This is a genomic window from Prevotella merdae, from assembly GCF_900290275.1.
In the GTDB taxonomy this organism is placed as follows: Bacteria; Bacteroidota; Bacteroidia; order Bacteroidales; family Bacteroidaceae; genus Prevotella; species Prevotella merdae.
On record NZ_LT985323.1, the window covers coordinates 1,526,123 to 1,549,406 of the forward strand.

Here is a 23,284-nt window from a genome sequence, read left to right on the forward strand (position 1 = left end):
AAGAAAATTGCAGCAGGCGGGTCTTTATCTATAAAAGGACGACACTGCAAGGCAATGCCGATACCTTAAACTAAACATTAATTGCATAACCATCATTAAAAACAAAGAATTATGACTACAAATGGAACAAACCCCGGAATGAGTGTTGAGGATTACGAGAACATGGCTGTTCAGAAAAGTAATGTCGCTAAGCGTGTGGCTGCCGGAGCAGCAGTTTTTGTTGGTGGTGCGGCTGTTGCCGGAGGTGCTGCCTATGCAGCCAACCAAAATGACAACCAGACTGATGAAACGCCGCTCACCGAACAGGATATTGTTAATGGTGCTGGCGTAGGCGAGACTTACAAGCAGGAGACTGAGGAGACAACACAGGAGCATATTGTTTATGTGGAGAAACCACAGCCACAACCACAGCATAACGACAACACATCAGAAGATGAAACGTCTATCACTTGGGACAATACAACCGATTATTATGTAGACGGCGAAAAGCAAGGTTCTATTGAGGAGGGTACAATCGACGGACATAAGTTTGCCCTTGTTGACACCACTGGCGACAATCATGCCAACTATCTTGCCATAGACATGAATGACAACGGTCAGTTTGAGGACGACGAGATTATTGCTTACACACCAGAGGATCATGTACACATGGGACATGATACAGCTCATACTACAGAGAAGCACTATGAAAGCAATGGCGAAGAAGACGTGTATTATTCGGAAGGTTCGCATGGACAGAATATTAATGATGTTGCCGAAAACAACAACGGCAAATCAGACGATATGATTCACAATAACTTCGAGGATGAGAAGACGGGCGAGGAATATAGCGGCGACTATGCCGAGAACAATCCCGACTACAATCCTGATGCAGATGTGGACTATAGCGAGCATAACGACAACTATCTGGCCGAGAACGACAAGTATGACGACGACGAGAACGATATGGAGTATACTGCCGGTTTGAATATCGACGACCAGGATGACGAGAAGCTTGGATATGATATTGAGGTAGAAAACAATGACAATGAGTTGGCTTACGGCTCGGTAGACGACGTTGTTGAAGACGATGGCAACGACATGGCTTATGAGGAGCCTGCCGACGAGGAGCCGGATTCTTATGATTCAATGACAGGTGGTGATGAATTCCTTGGTTAATCCAAGGAATTTGCTTACCGCCATAAAACATATAAAAACAACCATTTAAACAATACAACTATGCCTAAGAAAGTTTGTCCTAACGGACATATATACGATTCGAGTATTTATGGTGACGAATGTCCTTTGTGCCCTAAAGGTGGCGAAGAGACACAATATGTACAACGACCCGACATGGGAATGCCTCCTTACAACCAAGTTGCAGAACCTGCTACAGGTATTGGTACGCAAGTTGGTTCGCCAGGCGGTGGCACACAGGTTAATCCTCCTGCTGGTGGAGCATTCCAAGGTGGTGCCGGCAACTTTCCTATGGGTGGAGGCACGGTTGGCGCTAATGCCAATAGTGCCGAGGGCGAGACAATAATTCGAGCTCAGCAGCAGCCACAGCAGCCAAGAGCAGGTGTGGTAGGTGGAGGCACCGTGATTCGTCAGCCAAAGGGCATGATGCAAGCGCAAGGCAGAAAGCTTGTTGGATTCCTTGTAACCTACAACCGCAATCCGCAAGGCAAGGCTTTCAACCTTTACGAGGGCAAGAACTTTATAGGACGCGACCGCTCGTGCGACATTTGTGTTCCTGAAGACAACCAGATGTCGGGCAGACACATGTCTATTCTTTACCGCAACGTAGACAACAAGTTTAAGTTCCGCGACGAGCAGTCGAGCAATGGAACCTTCGTAAATAAGGAACTTGCCGATGAGGGCGAACTTCAGAACTACGACATAATACGTCTTGGCGGCACAGTATTTATCTTTATAGCAATACCAAAACTTGGATAAGGAAATTTTATGGAAAACTATATTATAGCAAATTGCACAGATACGGGCAAGGTGCGTAGCGTCAATGAAGACAGCATGACCACCTTTGAGTCGCCTAACGGCAGAGTGGTTGCCGTATGCGATGGTATGGGCGGACAGAATGCCGGTGATGTTGCTTCGCAGCTTGCCGTAGCTGTGATAGAGGATATTCTTACCGACAACACCTTTGAGTCTCCAGAAGAGGCGATAACACGATCTATTGTTGCCGCAAATCAGGCCATTCTGCATAAGGCGGCACAGAATCCGGCACTCAGCGGAATGGGTGCCACTTGTGTTATGCTCATTGTAAAGGATGGGAAGGTATACTATGGATCTGTAGGCGACAGCCGCATCTATTATGTGGCCGACCATATGATAAAGCAGATAACCAAGGACCAATCGTATGTGCAGACTCTTGTGGATGCCGGACAGATTTCGCAGGAGGCTGCCGAGCATCATAAGGACAAGAACCAGATAACCAACGCTCTTGGTGTTGAGGGAATGACACTTCCAGTTATCTGCCAACTGCCTATCACTCCAGAGCCGGGCAGCATATTTGTACTTTGCTCTGATGGTCTGAGCGGAATGATAAACAACAATGCTATTCTTGAGACTGTGTCGCGCCATGACCTATCCCTTAACGAGCGTGCCAACATTCTTGTACAGCAAGCTAATAATGCCGGTGGTCTCGACAACATTACTGTACAGCTTGTTGAGTTCCCTGCTGTAGGCCGTGGTGCTATAGCTTCGACTTCGTCAACAATGTCGCCACAGCAGATGTATATGCAGACAGAGAATAATGCCACGAAGAAAAATCGCACCCTTATCTATTCTATTGTAAGTGTTGTGTTGTTGCTTGCCGTTGGTGGCACTACCTATTTTGTACTTAACAATGAGAAAGAGCAGAAGATGGAAAAACCAAGCAAGAATAGCGTGGTCAGCCAGCCTGTTCAGAATAAAGAAACCAAAAAGACGGAGCAGTCGATTACAACAATAAAGTATGTGCCTTCGCCTGAAAAAGAGGAACCTGCAAATAATACTAAAAAGGAAACAGGAAAGAAGACTAAACAAGGCAAACAATCCTTGGCAAAAGATGTAACTGGCAAGAAGAAAGCTCCAGTTTTGGATGTTAAGTCAGGCAAGGAAAAAGTCAAGGATACAAAAGAAGCCAAGGAATCGGATAAACTCAAGATTGGCGACTTTAGCAAGGATAAAAATTTTTAGACTATAAAAAGCGCAACTTCAATGAGACAAATAGCAAACTTTACTGTTGAAGACCAGCCCATAGCCCGTGGTGGCATGGGCCAGATCTTCAAAGGTCGCGACCAGAATGGACAGATTGTTGCCATTAAGGAGATTTTGCCGGAGTTTGCCAACGACTGGACCATATTGAGTCGTATTGAGAAGGAGGTGGAGTTTCTGCTCAAGGTGGATCATCCGTCGATAGTGAAACTCTATTCTGCCTTTCGTGATAATGCCACCCAAAACTACTATATCGTGATGGAAATGGTGGAGGGCGAGAACATCGAGCAGTATGTAACACGCAATGGTGCCATGCCTGAGGAAATGGCTGTAAGCCTTATGCTCAAGATTCTTGATGCATTGCAGTGTGTGCACAATGCCCATATTGTGCATCGCGACATTAAGCCATCTAACATTATGATACGCCCCAATGGCAATATCTGTCTTCTCGACTTTGGTGTGGCAAAGGATATGGACGGCAATGGTCCTGGCACTATTGTCGGTTCGGTAATTGGCACAAGCGGATACATGAGTCCGGAGCAAGCCGATGGCTATTCCATCAACTTCCGTTCGGACATCTATTCGCTTGGCTGCGTGTTCTATTATATGCTTACTGGTCATCATGCCTTCAGCACCCTTGCAAGCGATTTCGAGACAAGGGATGCTATTCTTAAGAACGAGTTTCCTCGACTTTCCAAGTATAAGAAGGGATTGTCTGACGCCTTGCAGCCCATTCTCGACAAGGCCACCGACAAGAATATGATGCAGCGTTACCAGAATTGTTACGAATTTATGGCAGCATTGCGCAACGGCACACATATAAGTACTGCCAATGAGACTTCTCCACAAGTGCTTATCTCTGTGGGACGCGAGATGTGCGATATCATTATCAACGACTCGGCACGCAAGATTAGCCGTCACCATGCCGATATTGAGCTTAAGGAGTTTACTGGTGGCAAATATTATGTGTTTACCGACCGTAGCGCCAACGGCACAATCATTAACCGTCAGGTCTTGCGCAAGAACTCTGTCAACATTCCTGCCAACGGCAAGGCGCCGGAGATATATCTTGCAGGAGTGCCCGATGGACATCTCGACTGGAATATGGTTGTTGCCGAGCTCGACAAGCGTGCACGTGCCATAGAAAGCGCTGCAATTGACGACAACAAGACAGAGATTGTAAAGGAGGAGGGATTGGCAGATCCAAGCCTTAAACCATCAGTAGAAAAAGATCCTGAGCCTAATAATGAGTACGAGCCTAAGGATGCCACAGTAATGCTTATATTCGCTTATCTGTTTGCGGTAGGTGGAGGATTCTTAGGCATTATTCTCGGTATTTCTGTAAAATGCCAAAAGGTGGTAGACGACAACGGGGATAAGGTATACAAGTACAAGAGCTCGCATCGTACGCTGGGTGCTATTGCTGCAGTTATCGGTGCTATTTCTTGTATTGTGTGGAAATTGGCAGTTCGTTAGTTGTTAAGCCAACAACAGAATCTATAAAAACAAATTAGTTTATGATACCAACAGACATTCTTAACTACAGAATAGTGCGTCATCTCGGTTCGGGCGGCATGGGTAGCGTGTACCTTGCCGTCAACACCAACATCGACCAGCAAGTAGCCATCAAGGCATTGCGTCCAGAGGTGGCAAGCAACGCCGTATTGCGCGCACGATTCAAGCAGGAAGCCGAACTCCTGTGCTCGCTCGACCATCCAGGAATAGTGAAATTTCTAAACTATGTGGAAACTGCAGACGGCGTTTATCTTATCATGGAATACGTTAAGGGCATCACTCTCGAAGACTTCATCAACAAGAAGAACGGTTTGATAGTAGAGAAGAAAGCCTATCCGTTTATTTGCGAGATACTTGACGCCTTTGCCTATGCCCACTCAAAAGGCATTGTTCATCGCGACATCAAGCCTTCGAACATCATAATCCAGGATGACGGGCACATTAAGATAATGGACTTTGGTATCGCACAGATTGTGTCTGAGGCTAAGGTTTCAGACAGCAGATACGTTATGGGCACACCAACCTATATGAGTCCGGAGCAGATATACGGCAAAAATGTCGATGCCCGCTCGGACATCTATTCGATTGGTGTGCTCATTCATAATATGCTTACGGGGCGTGCTCCATATGACGCCACATTGCTTACTGTGCAAGAGATTAAGCGCAGAGTGGTGAAGGATGCAATGCCGCGTATGGCAGAATATTACCCATACATATCCAATGCTATACAGGCTGTTGTAGACCGTGCTACACAAAAGGTGCCAGAGGCTCGATACCAGTCGTGCGAGGAAATGAAGCAAGCTGTAAAGAAAGCTCTTGCTCCCGACCCAATACCACGCAAACTGATGTATGCGGGTGGAGCCGTGGCATTGGTGTTGCTCTTGGCTGGTTTCTTTACCTGGGACTATTTCCGCACAAAGGTGCGCTACTATCGCGACTATGTTGAGGTGTACGGATTGCCTGAAGGCGTTGGAAGTCTTAGCGGAAGAGAGATGTCGCATCGCGAGGCATCATACCGCTTTGAGTATTCGCGCTATCGCTTGCGCCGTGTGTCTTATGTCAACAGCATGGGCAACCTTGTCGACCATCACGACACAGAAGACAAAGACCGCATTGTCGACATGACCGTAACCTATACAGAGGGTAGTGGCAAGATTGACGCGGCCAAATATATGAACCGCAGCGGCAAGGTGTTGTACGTAAAGGATTATGACAGCAACTTCAAGACTTGTACGTTCAAGCTAGACGATGAATTGGGAACAGAAATGACCCTAAATGCACAGGTGGCTCTTTTCCAAAGCAATTTTGACAACACTCTTGAGGACGGCAAGGGCAAGATATCCAAGTATATTCTTGACTATGACGATAATGGTTATCTAAGAAAGGTTGAATATGCGGGTTTCGGCAATGTGCGTGTACCTGACGGACAAGGCATTTTCGGCAAGAGTTATGTTGTCGACGACAAGGGACGCATTATAGAGGAGCACTATCTTGGCAAGGACGGCAAGCCAAAAGCCACTCAGTTTGGCCTTGGTGTAAAGAAGTTTACATATGACGACGACGACAATATAGCTAAGATAGAATACCAGACTGTTGATGGAAAACCAAGCAGCGATGGCAACAATTGCCCGATAGTGCTGCTCACTTACGACAAGTGGGGCAACCGTATACTTGAGAAATACACCGACATAAACGGTAATCCAGCGGTACGCAAGGATGAGGCTTTCTCGGGTGTGGCTTACGAATATAATGACGATGGTTTATGCGTTAAGCAGCAATATCTTGGTATGGACGGCCGACTTACATATATACAAGGTGTTAGTGGATATGTAAACGAGTATGATGACAACGGCTATCTTGCCAGTCGTTCTTATATCGATGCCAATGGTCATGCTGCCTACTTTACCGAAGAGAGTGGCGATTTTACTTACTCCAAGATAGAGTTTGTGAACGACAACCATGGCAACGTATTAGACTTGAAGATGCTCAATACATCAGGAACGCTCACCGAGTCGGCAAATTTTGCTCACAAGGTTTGTACCTACGACTCTGTTGGCAACAACACAAGCGAATATTATCTTGATCAAAGTGGCAAGGTGTATATTCCTGCCCAAAATGGCTATGCTGGTATTGTAATACAATACAACCCTCAGGGACGTGTTGGCAAGGTGACGTATATGGACGAAAAGAAACAGCCTATGGCATTGCCCACTTCGCATATTTGTTACTTTACTAAGGACTATGACGCTCGTGGCAACATCACAAAGATATGCTATTATGACGAAAAGGGCAAGCCTGTACTTTCTGATGAGGGCGTGGCAATGGTAACCCGCGAATATGACGACAATGGCAACGAGACGGCACGTGCCTTTTACGACACAAACGGCAAGCCTTGTGTGCTCAACTGGTATTGCGCACGTATAGAGTATACTTACGACGACCAGGGCAACTGCATCACCGAACGCTACCTCAATACAGATGGTAAGCTGATGCTTTGCAGCGGCATTGCTGGCTCAAATTACGCATACGACGAGCGAGGCAACCGTATCAAGGATTATCCAATAGGTACAAACGGAAAACTTGCTGCCGGAAAACTTGAGGAAAGATCTCGTTATGACGATCGTGACAATGTTGTAGAATCGAGCTACTTCAATGCTGCTGGCAAACCCGCCATATGCGATGAAGGCTATCATAGACTTGCAGCAAAGTACAACTCCAACAACCAGTGCATTCAGGTGGAGTATTATGGCACCGACGGATTGCTGAAGAATGTAAAAAATCAAAACTATGCTGTACGCAAGTCGGAGTATGACAATCGTGGCAACCGTATCTCGGAAGTCTATTTCAAGCAAGATGGCACAAGAGGCACAGACAAGTCGAAGGTGCACAAGTACTATAACCAATACGACAAGGTTGTAAACAAAGTTTCACACCAGATATCGTTTGGCGTGGATGGCAAGCCGGTTGCAGCCGACGGCATTTCTCCTGAAGGCCGTCTCGAATACGACAAGCGAGGTAACTGTGTAAAGATTGTTTGCTACGACGGTTATGGAAAGAAAGTTAATGGTCAGCACAATTGGTGCGAGCAGCGGTTTACTTACGATGATGCAGGACTTCAGACATCTTTCGCCTACTACGACATAAACGGCAAACCCGTTATCGATAAGTCTACAAAGTGTCACAAGACAATGCGCACATATAATTCGATGCGCGAGATTAGCACCGAGACCTACTATGGTGTAGACGGTAAGCAGATGCTAAGTGAGGTTGGCTATAGCAAGATGACGTATAAGTATAACTCGCAGAACCAGCGCACCGAGATAGCCTATTTTGGAACAAATGGCAAGGCCGTAAATTGCAAGAACGGATGGCATCGTGAGGTTTATGCCTATCGTGCAGGTACCGAGTATAAGTGCGACCTATACGACACCTCCAATCGTAAATTGGCCACAATGCTTATGGTCAATGGCAACTGGACCTTGCAGAGTGGCGGCGGCGTATCTCCATGGCGTTTGGTATGGCAGCAGACAGCCCAGGCTTGTCCGGTGACAATAGCCAATGGCATTGTCTTCGAGAAGATAATTGTTGGCAGTAACTCGATAACTCTACATGTTAGATTCAGCAACTTGACGGCAGACATGATTAATGAGGAGTTTATCAATGCCCTTCCCGAATTCGGAGCCCAGTTGAAACGCAATACACATACACCTTCGAGTGTTAGTCTGAACTTTGTGATTTACGACAAGTATCACAATCGTTTGTAGTTTATAACATTAAATAATAATATCAATAAAAACCTGATAATAATGAAAAAAATTAAAGTGATTTTGTGCTTGCTGCTCATGTCAGTGGCAACTGCATTTGCTGGAGATTTAAGTCCGGTGCAAGAAAAGGCTCAGCGCAGCATTTATTCTTTCTTGCTCAAGAACAAGTACGATCCAACTGTAGACACATCAGACAATAGTGTTTGCTTTCGCAAGAACGACGTGCTCTACTGGATAACGTTTGAGGGCGACTCACCTCTGCTGTATACATTCCACCGTAAGGCTTTTAAGGTTGGCGTAGGCGATAAGGATTTTAAGAGCAAGCCAGCCATCATGGCTTGCAACGAGGTGAACCGCAAGCACAAGACCGTTAAGCTAACGGTAGGCGAGAAGCGTGTCGACATCGCCATTCAGGTTTATGCAGCCAAGCCTGAGGATTTTACTGCCGTGCTTATTACCTATTTCAATATGTTTGACAAGGTAGATACCGACTTCAAGTTGGCTTATGCCGCAGCCATCAAGGCCGAGCGCGAACATGAGAACAAGCTCGAGCAAGAGGCCCGCAAGGATCTTCCGCCAAGCGAACTGCGCGGCTTGATACAGAGCGCTTCGTTCCGTCTTGTGTCCGAGGACGACAAGGTTGTTACCGAATACGACAAACCTTTGCGTGCTTTCAATGCCCGTTATATCCAGGCTGCCTTCGAGTTGGGTCCTTGGAAGGAGAAGGCCGAAGAGTATGTTCTGCAGCTGAAGATAACAAAACCCGATGGCAAGACAATATTCCTATCTGGCAAGAAGTACACAGCCGAGGCTAAAGTTACTATTGAGAAGTCGAAGAAGAACCAGGTTGTGGAGTTCGACAAGTTTGGCTCTAATAAGGAAGGATTTTGGAAGGCCGGAGAATATAAGGTTGAGGTGCTTGAGTCGGGCGACACCATCTACCAAACCTCATTCAACATTCTGTAATATATAAATGTATTCATTATGAAGAAGTTTCATATATATGCATTATTTGCGTTGCTCCTTGCATCCACGGTAGTGGGGTGCAAGCCCAACAAGAACGATAAGGAGCAAGAAGAGCTAAAGACATTTGTCGATAAAATCAATGCTAATCCGGGGCGTGAGCTTCCCAATGGCACCATACTTAACAGCCTTGACTATGCTCCTGGCGACAGCCTCTTGGTTTATCACATACGTGTTAGCGACAAGCGTTTCGATGGTGTTGAGGCCGATTCGGTAAAGGCCCAGTTGCTCAAGGATTTGTCCTTGTCCGACAATAAGGTTCTTGTAGGCCTGCTCAAGCGCAACAATATTGGCGTGAAGTATATCTATACCACCGAATCCAAAGAGATAAGTGTTATATTGAGCCCGGCAGAATTAGGCTCTTCTGCCCAGTAAACATTATTATTCTAACCCATAAGCATTGGTTCTGTAAGTGTGTCTTGCAGGGCCAGTGCTTTTAGTCGTTTTATTTGCTTATGACTTTTACAGATTCTATAAAGACGTGCATCAACAAGTATGCAACATTCTCCGGACGTGCTCCACGTTCTGAGTTTTGGTGGTTTGCGCTTTTCAATGCCATCGTGTCTATTTGTGCCCAAGCTGCATTCTTTGGCATCGGGCTTGGCTTGGGAGGTGTGAAAGGTGCCGCATTGGCCACCAATATATGCTCGGTATTGGTATTGCTGCTGTTTTTTGTTCCTTCGCTTGCTGTTTCTGTGCGCCGACTTCACGACACCGGACGTAGTGGTTGGTGGGTTATGTTGGTTTATGGCCCAACGTTGCTTTTGGTGGTGCTTATGGTGTTGGTTATGCTTACACGCAACGAGACATTGGCAATTCTATTATTGGTTAATTACGTTCTATTGTTAATTGGCAGTCTATGGCTGTTGGTGCTGTTCCTTCTGGATAGTGACGAAGAAAACAAATACGGACTTCCGGTCTACTAATACACTTCAAACAATTATAAACATAACAAGAAACAACAAATTGATATGGCTATTTTAAGATTACAGGGAGAAGCAGAGAAGAAGAAAAACATATACTTTGAGGTCGATTCGGCCGACGCACCTATTGGCGAGGGTGGCATGGGCAAGGTGATGAAGGGCATTTGTGTGGACATTGCTACAAAGGTGTCGCGTCCGGTTGCCATAAAGTTTCTCTATGCCGACCTACCCGAACACGCTATAGAGCGTGCTCGCCGTGAGGCTTCAATACAGTTGCGCAACGACAACCTTATCGAGATGCTTGGCTTCATTGAGGTGGATACCGTTCGTGGCAGCAATACCGTCAAGCACTATCATGTGGTAAGCGAGTTGTTGCACGGCATTTCGCTTGCCGAACTGCTCGACGGCAAGTGCAGCGACAAGGCTGGCAACGAGATTGCTTTTGCCAAGAAGATGCTAAAGGACTATCAGTCAGACCCTGTACACTTTGCCAAGACTATAGTAATGAACGTGTTGTCGGGTCTTATTGCTTTGCACGATGCTGGCTATGTGCATCGCGACATCGACCCCTCAAACATTATGCTTACTGCCGACGAGCACATCAAGCTTATCGACTTTGGCATTGCCAAGCAGGTAAACAAGCTTACCACCAACGACCGTGGTCTTACCACCACAGGCTCGTTTATGGGCAAGGCCGAGTATGCGGCACCCGAACTGGCTCTTGGCGACCTTAAGCATCAGAACCAAACCACAGACATCTATGCCATGGGCATACTGCTCTTCCAATGTATTGTGGGACACGTTCCTTTCGAAGGTCCGTCGCACGAGGTTCTCGAAAAGCAGCTTCATAAGAAACTCCCCTTGCAGCTTATAAAGGACAAGGGCTTGCGCAACATCATAGCGTGTGCCACAGACAAGAATCAGAAGGTGCGTTATCAGTCAGCTGCACAGATGCGTGTGGCCATGGAGAACCTCGATGGTCAAAAGCGCGAGATGAAGAAGTCTACCAAGATGTCTATTGCCGCTGCCATTGGTGTGGCTGTTGTTGTGCTGCTCGCCATAGCCGGCGTGTCGTACAGCAACCACCAGAAGGCAGAGCGCGAGGCACTTGCCAAGGAACAGGCCATGAACGACTCGCTGCGTTCAAAGGTGTCTGACGCTACAGCCTCGGCCGATGCAAGCTTTGCTCTTGGTCTAAAGCACGACGAGGGTTACGAGGTGGCTCTTCTCGACGCCTTTAACGGTTATGCTCATGCAATTGGCACAGCTGCAAAGATGACAGCCAATAATGTAGACACCAAGCCTATTGTTGCTAAGAAAGACAAGACTAAGGCTGCCTTGCAGGAAGCAAGAAAAGAGCTTGCCGACAAGAAAAAACTGTTCACCGATGAAGGAATGGCCGACATTGCAGCCGAGTTTGACAAGCGCATCAAGCGCATAGACGAGGCTGTGAAGTAACTTCTATAAGGATATAAAAACATCAACAACTAAAAAGAATTTTTTTTACGTATGAAGAATTACATCAGATTTGTAGTGGTCGTACTGTTCGCCCTTATAGCTGTTAACGTCAGCGCACAGTCGGCTGGCGACCGCTTGTTTGCGCAGGGGCAGAAGTATCAGATGAAACAGACTGTAAAATCGCAGAATCTTGCCATTGCCAAGTTTCGCAGCGCCAAGGCCGCTTACGATTCTGCCACCAAAAAGGCCATGTGCGACAACCAGATTGCCATTTGCCAAAACAACATCAGGACCATCAACTCCAAATCCAAGGTTGTAAGGCATAAAGACAAGCACAAGACTACCGACAACACCCAAGAGAAGCAACCGCAAGAGGCCGAGCCCGAGCGCGAGCCCGTCAAGCTGTCGCTCTCTGTCTCGTCGTTGGAGTTTAAGGCTGCCGGCAAGAAGAACGACAACCACGAGGTAACAGTCAACTGCAACTACGACGACTGGACCTTTACACACCCCGATTGGGTGCAGGTGGTAAAGAACGGTAACCGACTGCTGCTTACAGCCTCGGCCAACGAAACAGAGGAGGAACGCTCAGGCAACCTTACCGTTACGTGTCATGGCACAAAGGCCGAATTGATGATTTATCAGAAGAACAAGTTCTCGATAAAGTCTATCTTCGGCAACAAGAAGAACAAGAAATAATCCATCACATATATGTCCAATCCCGACCATGCCATAGTGCAGGCTCTGCTGCGCCACGACGACAGCGTTACACGCGAGTTTTTCTACCGCAAGTGCTACCCACTCTTCAAGTCGGTATACGACAACTATCACACCGACTGTTCGTCGTGCGTGGAATTTATTAACGAGATTTACATACTCTTGCTCACGCCCAGCCGCTCTACCGGCAAGTGCAAGCTCGAGGGATTCCAGTTCCAGAGCACGCTCTTCACATGGTTGAAAACTGTGTGCTTGTTTCATTGCTACAAGAAGTACGAGGTAAGGAAACGGGCACCCCAAATGCCCATTAGCGAAAATTTTGACGACGAAGGTGTAAGATTTGATGCTCAACACGGGTCTATAGATTTAGACCAGTCGGCTCTGCATGGCCTGGATGCCGAAACAATACTGCGTCTGATGCCCAACCGAAGGTACAGCACCCTTATACGTTTGCGTTATCTAGAGGGGCACACCAACGAAGAGACAGCCCAGATGCTTGGCATGAACCTCAACACGTTCTACAACAAGCACAAGCTGGCTAAAGAACAGTTTAAACGTATATTAAGAATGGAGGAATCGTACAATGACTGATTATTACGACCCGCTGCCCTTTAGCGAGGAACAGTTTGCGGCATGGCTTGACGGCACAATGTCGCCCGACGAGGAACAGCTCTTTATGCAGGAGTGTGCCTCTAACCCCGATATGCAATCCTTGCTCGACGCCAACGACAACATCGACGACTCTTTTGAGGAAATGATTGCCAATGGCTACGAAATGCCTGAAGAACTGTATGCAGATAGCTTCCAACTGCCAGAGATTGGCGACTTCGATGATGTCGATGACCACGTCTTTGGCTTCGACGACCAAATTGCCGACGATGACGATGTTGCCAATTCTGACGATATTACCGATGATGACGATATTGCCAATTCTGACGATATTTCCGATGCCGATGATATTGTCAATTCCGACGATATTGCCGACGATAACGATATTGCCAATTCTGACGATATGAACAGCGACTTCGACCATTTCTTTATATAATAAATCTAACTTATAATTCCCCTCTAAAAATATGGATATTCTGGATAGTAAATGGAACTGTTCCGTATGCATCGATTCGCGCCAAGGTGGACGTCCCGAGAACCAAGACTGCTATGCTTGTGCCGATACGCCTATAGGTTTTGCCGTCGTGGTGTGCGACGGTATGGGTGGCGGACCAGGTGGAGCCAATGCCTCAACCCTTGCCGTACAAGCCATCTTGCAGCACCTTAACAGCTGTCAGCCGTCTGCCGACGTACAGGCTGCGCTCAAGAATGCAGTCGGCTCTGCCAACAGTCTGCTGCGACAGACTGTGCTCGATCATATTGAGCTACAGGGCATGGGCACAACGTGTGTGGTGGCTGTAGTCAATGGCAAGACAGCTACCGTGGCACATGTGGGCGACAGCCGCCTCTATCAGGTGCGGGGCACAAAGGTGCTGTTTCGCACAGCCGACCATTCGGTGGTGGGCGAGATGGTGCGCCGTGGTGAGCTAACTGAGGAGGACGCACGCCGAGCCGCCAACTCCAACGTCATTACAAGGGCTCTTGGCATAACGGATGTCGTGGAGCCCGAAATCGACCGCCTTAGCCTTGCCCCTGCCGATCGCCTTGCTCTCTGTACCGACGGCGTGTGGGGAGCCATGTCCGAGGCACAGGTGGTGGCTTTGATAAGCGACAACAAGAGTCTGCGCGAGGTTGTAAGGCAGACAATGGACAGCGTGGAGATGATGGGACGTGCCAAACCTGGCTACGACAACCTTACGCTTGGCATTGTGCGTATTGCAGCACCCAAGGTTCCACGCAAGCCACGTGGCAAGATGTTTATGCCCCTGCTTGGCCTAATGCTCGTGGCCAGTCTTGGCCTTAATGCCTACTTCTACATGTCGTCTGCCCCCAAAGCCAATAGCTACAGCCAAGACCAAAGCTATAGCGAAGACCAACAATGGGACGCCAAGCACACACAATATGTAGCGCCCCACGACGACTCCGCTACCAGACAAAAGTCCACGCAAGACGATGCGCCCCATGCCGACTACAGCAAAGACGAGAATCCAGACCCCAACCTGAATTATCAGTATCTTAAGAGTGAGAGTAGACAGAAAGACGACACTATACGCAAGCTGCGCCAGCAGATAGAACAGGCTCTCAACGCCAAGCCCGTGGCACCAACCGCAAGGCAGCACACCAACAAGTCGCGCATTACAGAGCGCATAGTAAAGAATCTCAAGGCTATGAAGGAGCCGCAAAAGGACAAGGTACAGGCTACCAAGGCAAAGCGCCAGTATCAGCAACTTATACTTAAGGACTTCGAGCAACTTAAGAACGAGTATCGTCGCACCAACAAGAGCATCTCTGATGTAGAGCGACAAATCAACTCGAGAGCCTTGATCGAGATTAGTCCTGACGGCAAACCATCTGCCAAGTCAAACCAAACGATAGACTACGTGGTGAACACCCTTAACAACATGCCTGTGTATCCGGCTAAATAGAAGCAAAGTGTAGCCCTCTCTACTTGATTCACAAAATCGGCAAGTAAAACAAAAAACGACAACGCCGACTGTTAAGAATAAAAGAATTCTTACAGTCGGCGTTGTTTACATATAACAGTAATAATCCTCGCCAATATCTCTATATTAGCGGCATTCCAAGTTCAGCGCATTCTCTGCGCATATCTTCGGGCCAAATAGAGGCCTGAATCTCGCCAATGTGTGCCTTGTGCAGCAGAACCATGCACAGGCGGCTCTGGCCAATACCGCCGCCCACCGAAAGGGGCAACTCGTTGTTGAGCAGTCGGCGGTGGAAGTAGAGCGATGCGCGGTCTTCCTTGCCCTCAAGCTTAAGCTGGCGCTTCAAGGCCTCGCTGTCCACGCGGATGCCCATAGACGACAGCTCGAACGAGCGTTGCAACACCGGATACCATATAAGAATGTCGCCATTAAGTCCAGCCTTGCCATTCTCGGCAATAGTCGACCAGTCGTCGTAGTCGGGGGCGCGTCCGTCGTGCTTCTCGCCGTTGGCAAGCTTGCCGCCGATACCAATGATGAACACAGCTCCATACTTCTTGCAGATGGCGTCCTCGCGCTCCTTGGGGCTGAGGTTTGGATACATGGCCAGCAAATCCTCGCTGTGTATAAAGTGAATGTCCTCGGGCAAGAATGGTCTAATCTGCTCGTAGGTCTCGCACACCAGGTATTCTGTGCGTCTGATGGCTGCATAAATGCGCTGAACCACATCCTTTAGGAATGCGATAGAGCGCTGGTGCTGTGCGATAACAGCCTCCCAGTCCCACTGGTCAACGTACAGCGAGTGTAGGTTGTCCAGTTCTTCGTCGGCGCGTATGGCGTTCATGTCGGTGTACACGCCATATCCGGGCTGCACCTGATATTCGGCAAGTGTCAGTCGTTTCCATTTGGCAAGCGAGTGCACCACTTCAGCCTTCTGGTCGCCAAGGTCTTTAATTGGGAAAGTAACAGGACGCTCCACGCCGTTAAGGTCGTCGTTAATGCCAAGTCCCTGAAGCACAAACAGCGGAGCCGTTACGCGGCGCAGTCGTAGCTCGGTGGCAAGGTTTTGCTGGAAGAAGTCTTTTATAAGTTTAATGCCCTGCTCGGTCTTGTAGGTGTTGAGCAAGGCACAATAGTGTTCTGGTCGAATAAGTGTGCTCATCGTGTGTTATGTTGTTGTTTTGTAATATTTATCCTTTATGTTCTATACGTTTGTAAATGCAAAGGTATAGAATAATTATCGATTGGCAAAACAAAAAGCCGTGAAAATATCAAAAAGATATTAAAATAAATTGTTTGCTTTACAAAAGTGCATAATAATGCAAGGTATGCTAACCTCCTACAGGATGTTCTTCTCACGCATACTCTCTCGTTGCATCAAAGCAAGGACAAGCCTTGGCAGCAAAATCCCTATGCGACCGTACCACAGCTTCGGGAAACACGTGCTTGAGCGTCTTAACGAGATTGCGCATAGCCTTTCGTTGCTCCACGGTCCTGGTGTCCTTAGGCATCTTGCCGTCGGCATCGAGACCACCGATGTAGCACACGCCAATCGACGTGGCGTTGTGTCCCTTGCAATGTGCGCCCACTTCGGCAATTGGTCGGCCACGCTCCACATCACCATTCAATCGCACTACGAAATGGTAGCCAATAGATTTGAAACCCTGCTGACGATGCCAGCGGTCGATGTCGGCAGCCCGAAAGTCCTTGCCCTCGGCAGTAGCCGAACAATGGATTATTATTAAATCAATTTTTCGCATAATATATATAATGAACGTATAATTTTACTTGTAGTTCTTTTGTATGTAGTTCCCACAGAATGCACAGACCACACAGAAGCCTACGGGCTTAAGCTTTTCGAATCCACAGAATGGCCTACGCTTCGCGAGGCAAGAATCCACAGAAATGAATGCTTGCTGGTCTGCGTTCTGTGGGAACTACAAGCAAAGGAGATACAAGTACAAGAGCCTTTCGCCGCCATAGACGGCAACCATGCTTAACCTCGGCGTCGCTACACAAGCAATCAATTCTGTGCTTTCTGTCGTATGACGCGCAGCGTCTATACGCTCTGTGAATTCCGAAATATTAATCCCGTAGGCTTCTGTGTAGTCTGTGCGTTCTGTGGGAACTTTTCCCCTCACATTATAGCAAAGCTAAAAATGCGATGCGCACGAGCTTGCGGTTATTGCGCAAAGGATTGACGAAATGAAAGTCAATATCGCCTGAATTACTGAATGTTTCTGTTCTTGAGTCATAATAATAATTTTTTGATGAAACTTTAGCAAGTTTATAGAATTCAGAAGTTAGAGAAGTTAAAGAAGTTAAGTTTCGCAAGCGAAAAAGAATTTATCGGAAGTTAAGAAGAAGTTAAGTTTCGCAAGCGAAAGAAGTTATCGGAAGTTAAGAAGAAGTTAATCCATCTGCGATGGATGGAAGTGAACGGACAATACATATGCCCTTTAACTTCGGGCGAAGCCCAAACTTCCTTTAACTTCTAATTTCCCTCTTCACTATTGGATTTTTCTCTCTTCACTCTTCACTTTTCACTTAATACGCTATTGGATTCTTCACTCTTCGTTCTTCACTCTTCACTTAACATATGGATTCTTCACTCTTCACTTTTCACTTTTCCCTTAAACTCCCTTTTTCTTTATCGCTTCCAAGTCCACGCTGCCCTCACCATTCTTCTCCGCCTTCAGCGCAGCAGCCTGCACCACGCGACTCGACGTTGGGCTAAAGACAGCATCGTCGATAAGGTTCTCCAGTTCGCTGTCCGGGGTGAAGATAACGTTAATCTTCTTGATGTTGGCAGCGGTGAAATCCTTCACATTTTCTGCACCTTGGCTGCTGATAGTGAAACCGAATGTACCCAAACCTTCAAGCTGCACCTTGTTGCCGTTCAATAGTTGCTCGCGCACACAGCAGGCCACGTCGGCAAGCACGCCCTTGATAGTGCCCTTAGAGAACACGCTGTTGTGTCGCGCCACGTGCGCCACAAACTTATCGGTACCCAGCTTCTCTCTAATCTGAGCGGCTGCATAAGCCTTAGCACCCTCATCCTTACTCAAGTGGTTGGTGGTCATAAAAACAGAATATTCAATCATAATGTTAAAATGTTTTAAAAGTTAGACATTGAAATTTTAGAGTTAAGTACGAGTTCATATTTAGCTTTATATATGAGCGGCAATCTGTAGGAGGGTATGGCGTCCTTGCCGTACCCACTCTGCCATGAGTGTCCTGCCGATTTAGTGGGTATGGCAGGGATGCCATACCCTCCTACTATGTGTAAAGATATTTATGAACTGTTACTTAAACATTTGAAATCCCCGTAGCCCGACCGTCCCGTCATTTTTCTTGTGCGACTATTGTCGTGGGCCATTTACACTATTCTCGAGGCGCCTTTCGAGTAATGTTGTTGGCCAGGGCGAGCAGTCGCGTGTGAGCAATCCGCTTGTGGATGGACGTTGGACATGTGGCTGTTGGATTACATGTGCAAAGTTAATACATCCCAAAACATCAATCATACGATTGAGTACGATACGTGCGATTGAGTACGATTCAGTACGATTTTGTTTGTAAGACATAAGAACATGGTTTATTTAGACAGAAGAACAGAAGAACATGTTTTTTATTAAGACAAGAGAACAGAAGAACATGTTTTATTTATTAAGACAAGAGAACATGAGAACATGTTTTATTATTAAGACAAGAGAACATGAGAACAAGAGGGAAGGGTGAAGGCTTGATTGAGCAAAACGAGAACATGAGGTTTGGTTGGGCTTTGCCCAACACTCGTTGCTTGCGTATCCTCTATTAACTATTGGATTCTTCGTTCTTCACTCTTCGTTCTTAACTTTCCCTTCCATTACGGTTCGCCCAGCCACCTCACAATCATCTCCACCTCTCTTGTGGACAGCCATTTAACGTTCTTCTTGTATCCTTGTTCCACGAGCGCGTTGTGCAGCTCGGGGCAACGTTTAACCCACATCATCAGTCGGTTTACGGCCACGTGTGGGTCGGTTGAGGGGAAGTAGAGGAGGGCCAGCTCCTTCTTGGTGTAGGGTTGTAATTTAAAATTTTTCATACGTTTAAAAGGGAAAAGTTAAAAGTTAAAAATCCAAATGCTAAGTGAAGAGTGAAGAGGGAAGAGTGAAGAATCCATGTGTTAAGGGGAAAGTGAAGAATCCATGTGTTAAGGGAAAAGTGAAGCTTTGGAGGCTATGGCGCCTCGCCATAGCATAAGCAGCAAGTACGGCACAATTCTATGAATATGTGAGTGGGAGTTTGCTGCTTAGGTAGCCAATGGTAGGGCTGGGTTGTGCCAATGGTAGGGCGAGGGCGCCCTACCTTCCAAATGCTGTCGCCATAGTATGTTAGCATTGGAGGCTATGGCGCCTCGCCATAGCATAACCAGCAAGTACACCGCACAAATCTATGAATATGTGGGTTTGAGTTTGCTGCTTAGGGTAGGGCATGCTATGGCGAGGGTGCCATAGCCTCCCAAGCCTCTCTTAACATTTGGATTTTTCACTCTTCACTTTTCACTTTTCACTTAATACGCTATTGGATTTTTCACTTTTCCCTTTTCCCTTTTCACTTAACACATAGTAGTCGGAGAAGTCCTTGCAGGTGGGTGGCAACTGATGGTGCTCCAACGTGGGGAGGACCTCCTTTAGCTGAAGGAAGAGTTGTTCGCCAGGCGCGTCGCGGTCGGGATACATGTGGAAGGAGGTAGCCAGACGGTCGGAGAGGTTGCACAGCAAGTCCTTGTCGGCTTTGGAGAGGAGCGTGGCTGATGGTATTGCCACAGCCTTGTGACCAGACGAGAGCATGGCCCAACAGTCGGAACAGCCTTCTGTGATGTATAGCGGTTCTTCGGGGCGCAGCATGGCGACGATGGGCAGGTTGTAGATGGAACAGCGGGCGCCGTAGGGGAATCGGAAGCGAGGAGTGGCCTCTCCCACGGCGCCTCCACCATAGGGATGGGAGTGATGTGCTGTTGTGGGATGACATTCCCCTTTGGCAGGCTTCTGATAATCAAGGTTTCGGTTCTGTATGCCAATCAGCTTGCCCGTGGTGTCAAAGTAAGGCGTTTGTAGCCAATGCGTGCCTTGGCGGTCGGTCCAGGAAGTGAGGCGACACCATCTTACGACGCGCGGGTCGAGCCTACGCTCGTCGAATAAAAACCTTTGCGCTTCGTCGCTCAGCCAGGGGTGCTCAAAGTGGCGTGCATAGCGCGAGGCGTCGAAGGAGTTTTGAATTTTGAATTTTGAGTTTTGAGTTTTGGGGTTGTACTCTTCTACTATTATGTTGGTAGAATCGGCCAGCCATCGGCAAGCGTCTGGGAAGTCCTTGCGCAGATGTCGCATCACGAGGTCGATGGTTCCGCCATGCGCTCCGCAGGCAAAGCAGCGGTAGATGTTGCGCGACGTGCTGTAGGTCATACTGGCGTGATGATCGTCATGAAACGGGCATAGGCTCTTGTGACGTGTGACGCGCAGGCCGAGGCGCTCGGCGACCCCCTCTATTGGAAGGTCGCGGAGCTGTTGTATAGTGGATTTATCGAGCATGGCTACTTATTTTTTGGTGATATTGTCGGAAGATATTCCTTGTAGATACTCCTGAGTCTTGGTGTAGAGTCCGGTTTGGGCGGAGTGGACTATAAACTTGCGGAACACCCATTTGTAGAGTTGATTCTTCGTGCCCTCCTTCGTCTTGCCTATCGATATGCGCAGAGCCTCAAGTTGAGCCTCGTTGAACGAGTCGGGCAGGTCGTCGAGCAGATTCTTCGGGCCGCGTCTGCCAGCCTCGCTGACGCTGCCCTCGTCCTGACCGAGCATGTCTGCAAAGACTTGCATCTTCGACCATATATCGTGGTAGACGAGCCATTCCACGAGATGCCCCATGGCAGCAGTCCACGTCTGGTTGTTCAATGCCCAGAGCAGGCATCCAGCCTTCCATGCCGAGACGAGCGCACGTTTGGAGATGTCCCAAAGGATGTCGTCGTCGGCAAGGTCGGCAAGCGAAGCCATGTCGGCAGCAAGCTGGTCGGTAAGGCGGTTGAGCGGCTGAATAACGAACCTTCCCTTGCAGATGGCAAGCCGAGCAATATATTCGTCGAGTTTTTTGTAAAAATCGTCACCATATTTGCCTTGGCGTGGAATGCGCCCGTCGCGTCCTTGGCGAGGCTTGTACGAGAATACCACACGTCCGAAGGTGCCGTTGAACAGTTCCTGCTTATAGAACTTGCGTGCGGCGAATGGAGTAGAGCTGATAGTGATGTTGGCACGCAGAACGGGATTGCCCGTAACGCCGTCGGCTGTGGCACGCAAAGCACCCGCACGCTGGCGGTCGTATATGTTGCGCATCATCTGCGAGATTTGCCGGTGCCCGCCACACACGCGGTCGGCCATCTCCACCTCGGGCATGTTGATGTACTGGGTGCGCTGCCCCAGCTTCTCGCATCCCATGGCGTTCTGTATGAAGGCTGCGTTGGTAACATCGGCGGGTGGAAACCAGAAAGCCACATCGGGTCGGACGGGTTTCTCCTTGTTGGCGCTCTTCGTCTTCACCAGCTTCTGCCACTCCACCAGCTTCGTCAGCTCCTCCTCGTCGTGAGCGCGGAAGTCGCGGCAGAGGGCTTCCACAAGTCCTGACAGTTGACCCTTTCCAGCGCCACTATCAGCCACGAGATTTGCCAACATTCCACATGTTTCCTTCCAACTTTGGTCGGGATACATGAATTCTGCTCCGCTTACGTGAGCGCCAAGGATAGGAAAAATCATCGGGACGATGGGCTGATGCATGTCTTTTGACACTTGCGAGAGCAAAAGTGTAACACATTCCGTTCCTTTTCCAAGTTTTGGCATCTTCGGAGCGGTAGTTTTACTGATATTGTATTTCATTTCTTGTTGTTGTCATTTATTTAAACTATTGATTATAAGCCTTTTAGAGGGAAGTGGGTTTTGCTTAATCTTCCAATTCCAGTTCTTCCAATTATTTTTTTTAGGGTTGCCATTCCCTTTCTTATATATATAACTACTTAATAATCAGTTAATTATATAGTCTTTAGAAAGGGATTTTGTATGAAAGTACACTTATTGGAATTTGGAAGAACTGGAATATTGGAAGATTTACGATTCACCCAATGGAGGAGTAATGTAATTCAAGTTTATTACCAGCCCACCCACTTCACCTCTCCGAGGCCCTTGTCCGCGCAGCACTTTAGTGCCATGCGAATCTCGTTTCTCACGCCCTCGGCATACATGTCGCTGTTGAGCAGATACACCGGTTGTAGTTCTTTGAAGTTGAATCTAATGTGTCCGTCTCTCGGTCGATAGGTTAGGGTGATGTATTGTCCGTCGAAGATTCTCATGTTGCGCCTTGTGTAGGCTCTGCTCGGTCGTTCCACAAATTGAGCGTGGTATTCGTCGTCGAGCGTCAGAGTGCCGTAATAAGGCTTGTTCTCGTCCACCAGGTCGTCGGTCTGCAGAAAAGCCTGCAAGTCGATGCACAGCAAAATGTCCCTTTTCATGCCTGGCCTCCTTTCTGTGCGAGGTTGGGCTTGTAAGTCAGCAGCTTGCGACGGCCGTTGGCGAGGGGTGAGTCACTTGCGAACATCTCCTTGATGATGTCGCATACTGGGCGAGGCTCGTTGCATGTTGTAGAGCCTGCCTGAAAGTTGGGATTCAATACCTTTTTCATAGTTTATATCGGTATTAAAATGTCCTCTCTGGTACGACAGCAATCGAAGAGGAATCCATGCTGTATTTTATAGTACCATCATTCCCCGTCTTGTGATTTCGAACTCACTCATCGGGTAGTCTTTGTTTTACTAAGACAATGCAAATTTCGCTGTTTTTTCGTTGGTAGCCAAGGAATAAATTAGATTACGTATTGCCGTGAAAATACTGGTTTTCAATGCGTTGCAATTCTGCTTTTGCGATAAAAAGTAGATTGAAAAAGCCGAAATTAGATTGGAAAAAGGCAAAAAGTAGATTGAACACTCCGCTCCAATCTACTTTTTATGCAAAATCAATCTACTTTCCTTGAAAACTCCACCAAACCATACTTATGTAAACTAAAAAAGTGTATCAGCTATAGTCGGCCGATACACTTTTTGTATATTTCAGATAAAAACCCT

At 47.6% G+C, this 23,284-nt stretch carries 22 protein-coding genes; 13 read left to right on the top strand and 9 right to left on the bottom strand.

The features are described 5' to 3' along the window. Nucleotides 1-111: 111 nt before the first annotated feature. The 13 genes from C9991_RS06115 to C9991_RS06175 all read left to right on the top strand — a co-directional run bounded on the left by C9991_RS06115 (nt 112) and on the right by C9991_RS06175 (nt 15,126). Nucleotides 112-1,158, top strand: a complete 1,047-nt coding sequence (locus tag C9991_RS06115) for a hypothetical protein (protein WP_106811659.1) — start codon at nt 112-114, stop codon at nt 1,156-1,158. 60 nt (nt 1,159-1,218) lie between these two features. Continuing rightward, on the top strand, nt 1,219-1,935 hold the full coding sequence (locus C9991_RS06120) for an FHA domain-containing protein (protein ID WP_106811660.1): 717 nt from the start codon (nt 1,219-1,221) through the stop codon (nt 1,933-1,935). A gap of 9 nt (nt 1,936-1,944) precedes the next feature. Continuing rightward, complete coding sequence (locus C9991_RS06125; protein WP_106811661.1) at nt 1,945-3,177, top strand: Stp1/IreP family PP2C-type Ser/Thr phosphatase; 1,233 nt, start codon at nt 1,945-1,947, stop codon at nt 3,175-3,177. Between the two features lie 21 nt (nt 3,178-3,198). Further along, nucleotides 3,199-4,671 carry a protein kinase domain-containing protein gene (locus C9991_RS06130; protein ID WP_106811662.1) on the top strand — a complete coding sequence of 491 codons (1,473 nt, stop codon included), beginning with the start codon at nt 3,199-3,201 and terminating at the stop codon, nt 4,669-4,671. Nucleotides 4,672-4,712: 41 nt separating this feature from the next. Then, nucleotides 4,713-8,474: a serine/threonine-protein kinase gene (locus C9991_RS06135; RefSeq protein WP_106811663.1), complete on the top strand. Its 3,762-nt coding sequence runs from the start codon at nt 4,713-4,715 to the stop codon at nt 8,472-8,474. Between the two features lie 42 nt (nt 8,475-8,516). After that, nucleotides 8,517-9,440 carry a hypothetical protein gene (locus C9991_RS06140; protein ID WP_157949378.1) on the top strand — a complete coding sequence of 308 codons (924 nt, stop codon included), beginning with the start codon at nt 8,517-8,519 and terminating at the stop codon, nt 9,438-9,440. Nucleotides 9,441-9,458: 18 nt separating this feature from the next. Then, nucleotides 9,459-9,872, top strand: a complete 414-nt coding sequence (locus C9991_RS06145) for a hypothetical protein (protein WP_106811665.1) — start codon at nt 9,459-9,461, stop codon at nt 9,870-9,872. An 80-nt stretch (nt 9,873-9,952) separates the two neighbouring features. Next, entirely contained in the window at nt 9,953-10,423 is a 471-nt protein-coding gene (locus tag C9991_RS06150; RefSeq protein ID WP_106811666.1) for a DUF805 domain-containing protein, read from the top strand. Nucleotides 10,424-10,468: 45 nt separating this feature from the next. Continuing rightward, on the top strand, nt 10,469-11,878 hold the full coding sequence (locus C9991_RS06155) for a serine/threonine-protein kinase (RefSeq protein ID WP_106811667.1): 1,410 nt from the start codon (nt 10,469-10,471) through the stop codon (nt 11,876-11,878). A gap of 51 nt (nt 11,879-11,929) precedes the next feature. Next, nucleotides 11,930-12,574, top strand: a complete 645-nt coding sequence (locus tag C9991_RS06160; protein ID WP_106811668.1) for a BACON domain-containing protein — start codon at nt 11,930-11,932, stop codon at nt 12,572-12,574. A gap of 12 nt (nt 12,575-12,586) precedes the next feature. Beyond that, nucleotides 12,587-13,183 carry an RNA polymerase sigma factor gene (locus tag C9991_RS06165; protein WP_106811669.1) on the top strand — a complete coding sequence of 199 codons (597 nt, stop codon included), beginning with the start codon at nt 12,587-12,589 and terminating at the stop codon, nt 13,181-13,183. Then, a complete protein-coding gene (locus C9991_RS06170) occupies nt 13,176-13,637 on the top strand; it encodes an anti-sigma factor (RefSeq protein ID WP_106811670.1) in 462 nt (153 codons plus the stop codon). Before C9991_RS06165 ends, C9991_RS06170 begins: the two co-directional genes overlap by 8 nt. Before the next feature lie 31 nt (nt 13,638-13,668). After that, the gene (locus C9991_RS06175; protein WP_106811671.1) at nt 13,669-15,126 is read left to right on the top strand and encodes a PP2C family protein-serine/threonine phosphatase; all 1,458 of its coding nucleotides are present in this window, start codon (nt 13,669-13,671) and stop codon (nt 15,124-15,126) included. Between the two features lie 139 nt (nt 15,127-15,265). Here the strand turns inward: C9991_RS06175 and asnA are convergent, their stop codons facing one another. The 9 genes from asnA to C9991_RS16655 all read right to left on the bottom strand — a co-directional run bounded on the left by asnA (nt 15,266) and on the right by C9991_RS16655 (nt 22,845). After that, the gene (gene asnA / locus C9991_RS06180; protein WP_106811672.1) at nt 15,266-16,303 is read right to left on the bottom strand and encodes an aspartate--ammonia ligase; all 1,038 of its coding nucleotides are present in this window, start codon (nt 16,301-16,303) and stop codon (nt 15,266-15,268) included. A 193-nt stretch (nt 16,304-16,496) separates the two neighbouring features. After that, nucleotides 16,497-16,901 carry an N-acetylmuramoyl-L-alanine amidase gene (locus C9991_RS06185; RefSeq protein WP_106811673.1) on the bottom strand — a complete coding sequence of 135 codons (405 nt, stop codon included), beginning with the start codon at nt 16,899-16,901 and terminating at the stop codon, nt 16,497-16,499. A gap of 873 nt (nt 16,902-17,774) precedes the next feature. Then, nucleotides 17,775-18,245 (bottom strand): HU family DNA-binding protein, encoded by a 471-nt coding sequence (locus C9991_RS06190; RefSeq protein ID WP_106811674.1) that lies wholly within the window; start codon nt 18,243-18,245, stop codon nt 17,775-17,777. 258 nt (nt 18,246-18,503) lie between these two features. Continuing rightward, nucleotides 18,504-18,725, bottom strand: coding sequence for a hypothetical protein (locus tag C9991_RS16650; RefSeq protein ID WP_157949379.1), 222 nt, complete (start codon nt 18,723-18,725; stop codon nt 18,504-18,506). 281 nt (nt 18,726-19,006) lie between these two features. Beyond that, on the bottom strand, nt 19,007-19,225 hold the full coding sequence (locus C9991_RS06195; RefSeq protein ID WP_106811675.1) for a DUF4248 domain-containing protein: 219 nt from the start codon (nt 19,223-19,225) through the stop codon (nt 19,007-19,009). A gap of 457 nt (nt 19,226-19,682) precedes the next feature. Next, on the bottom strand, nt 19,683-20,711 hold the full coding sequence (locus C9991_RS06200; RefSeq protein WP_106811676.1) for a CHC2 zinc finger domain-containing protein: 1,029 nt from the start codon (nt 20,709-20,711) through the stop codon (nt 19,683-19,685). 6 nt (nt 20,712-20,717) lie between these two features. Next, nucleotides 20,718-22,046 carry a hypothetical protein gene (locus tag C9991_RS06205; protein ID WP_232823251.1) on the bottom strand — a complete coding sequence of 443 codons (1,329 nt, stop codon included), beginning with the start codon at nt 22,044-22,046 and terminating at the stop codon, nt 20,718-20,720. 269 nt (nt 22,047-22,315) lie between these two features. Next, entirely contained in the window at nt 22,316-22,675 is a 360-nt protein-coding gene (locus tag C9991_RS06210) for a hypothetical protein (RefSeq protein WP_106811677.1), read from the bottom strand. After that, nucleotides 22,672-22,845: a hypothetical protein gene (locus C9991_RS16655; RefSeq protein ID WP_157949380.1), complete on the bottom strand. Its 174-nt coding sequence runs from the start codon at nt 22,843-22,845 to the stop codon at nt 22,672-22,674. The genes C9991_RS06210 and C9991_RS16655 overlap by 4 nt, the downstream gene beginning before the upstream one ends. Between the last annotated feature and the right edge of the window lie 439 nt (nt 22,846-23,284).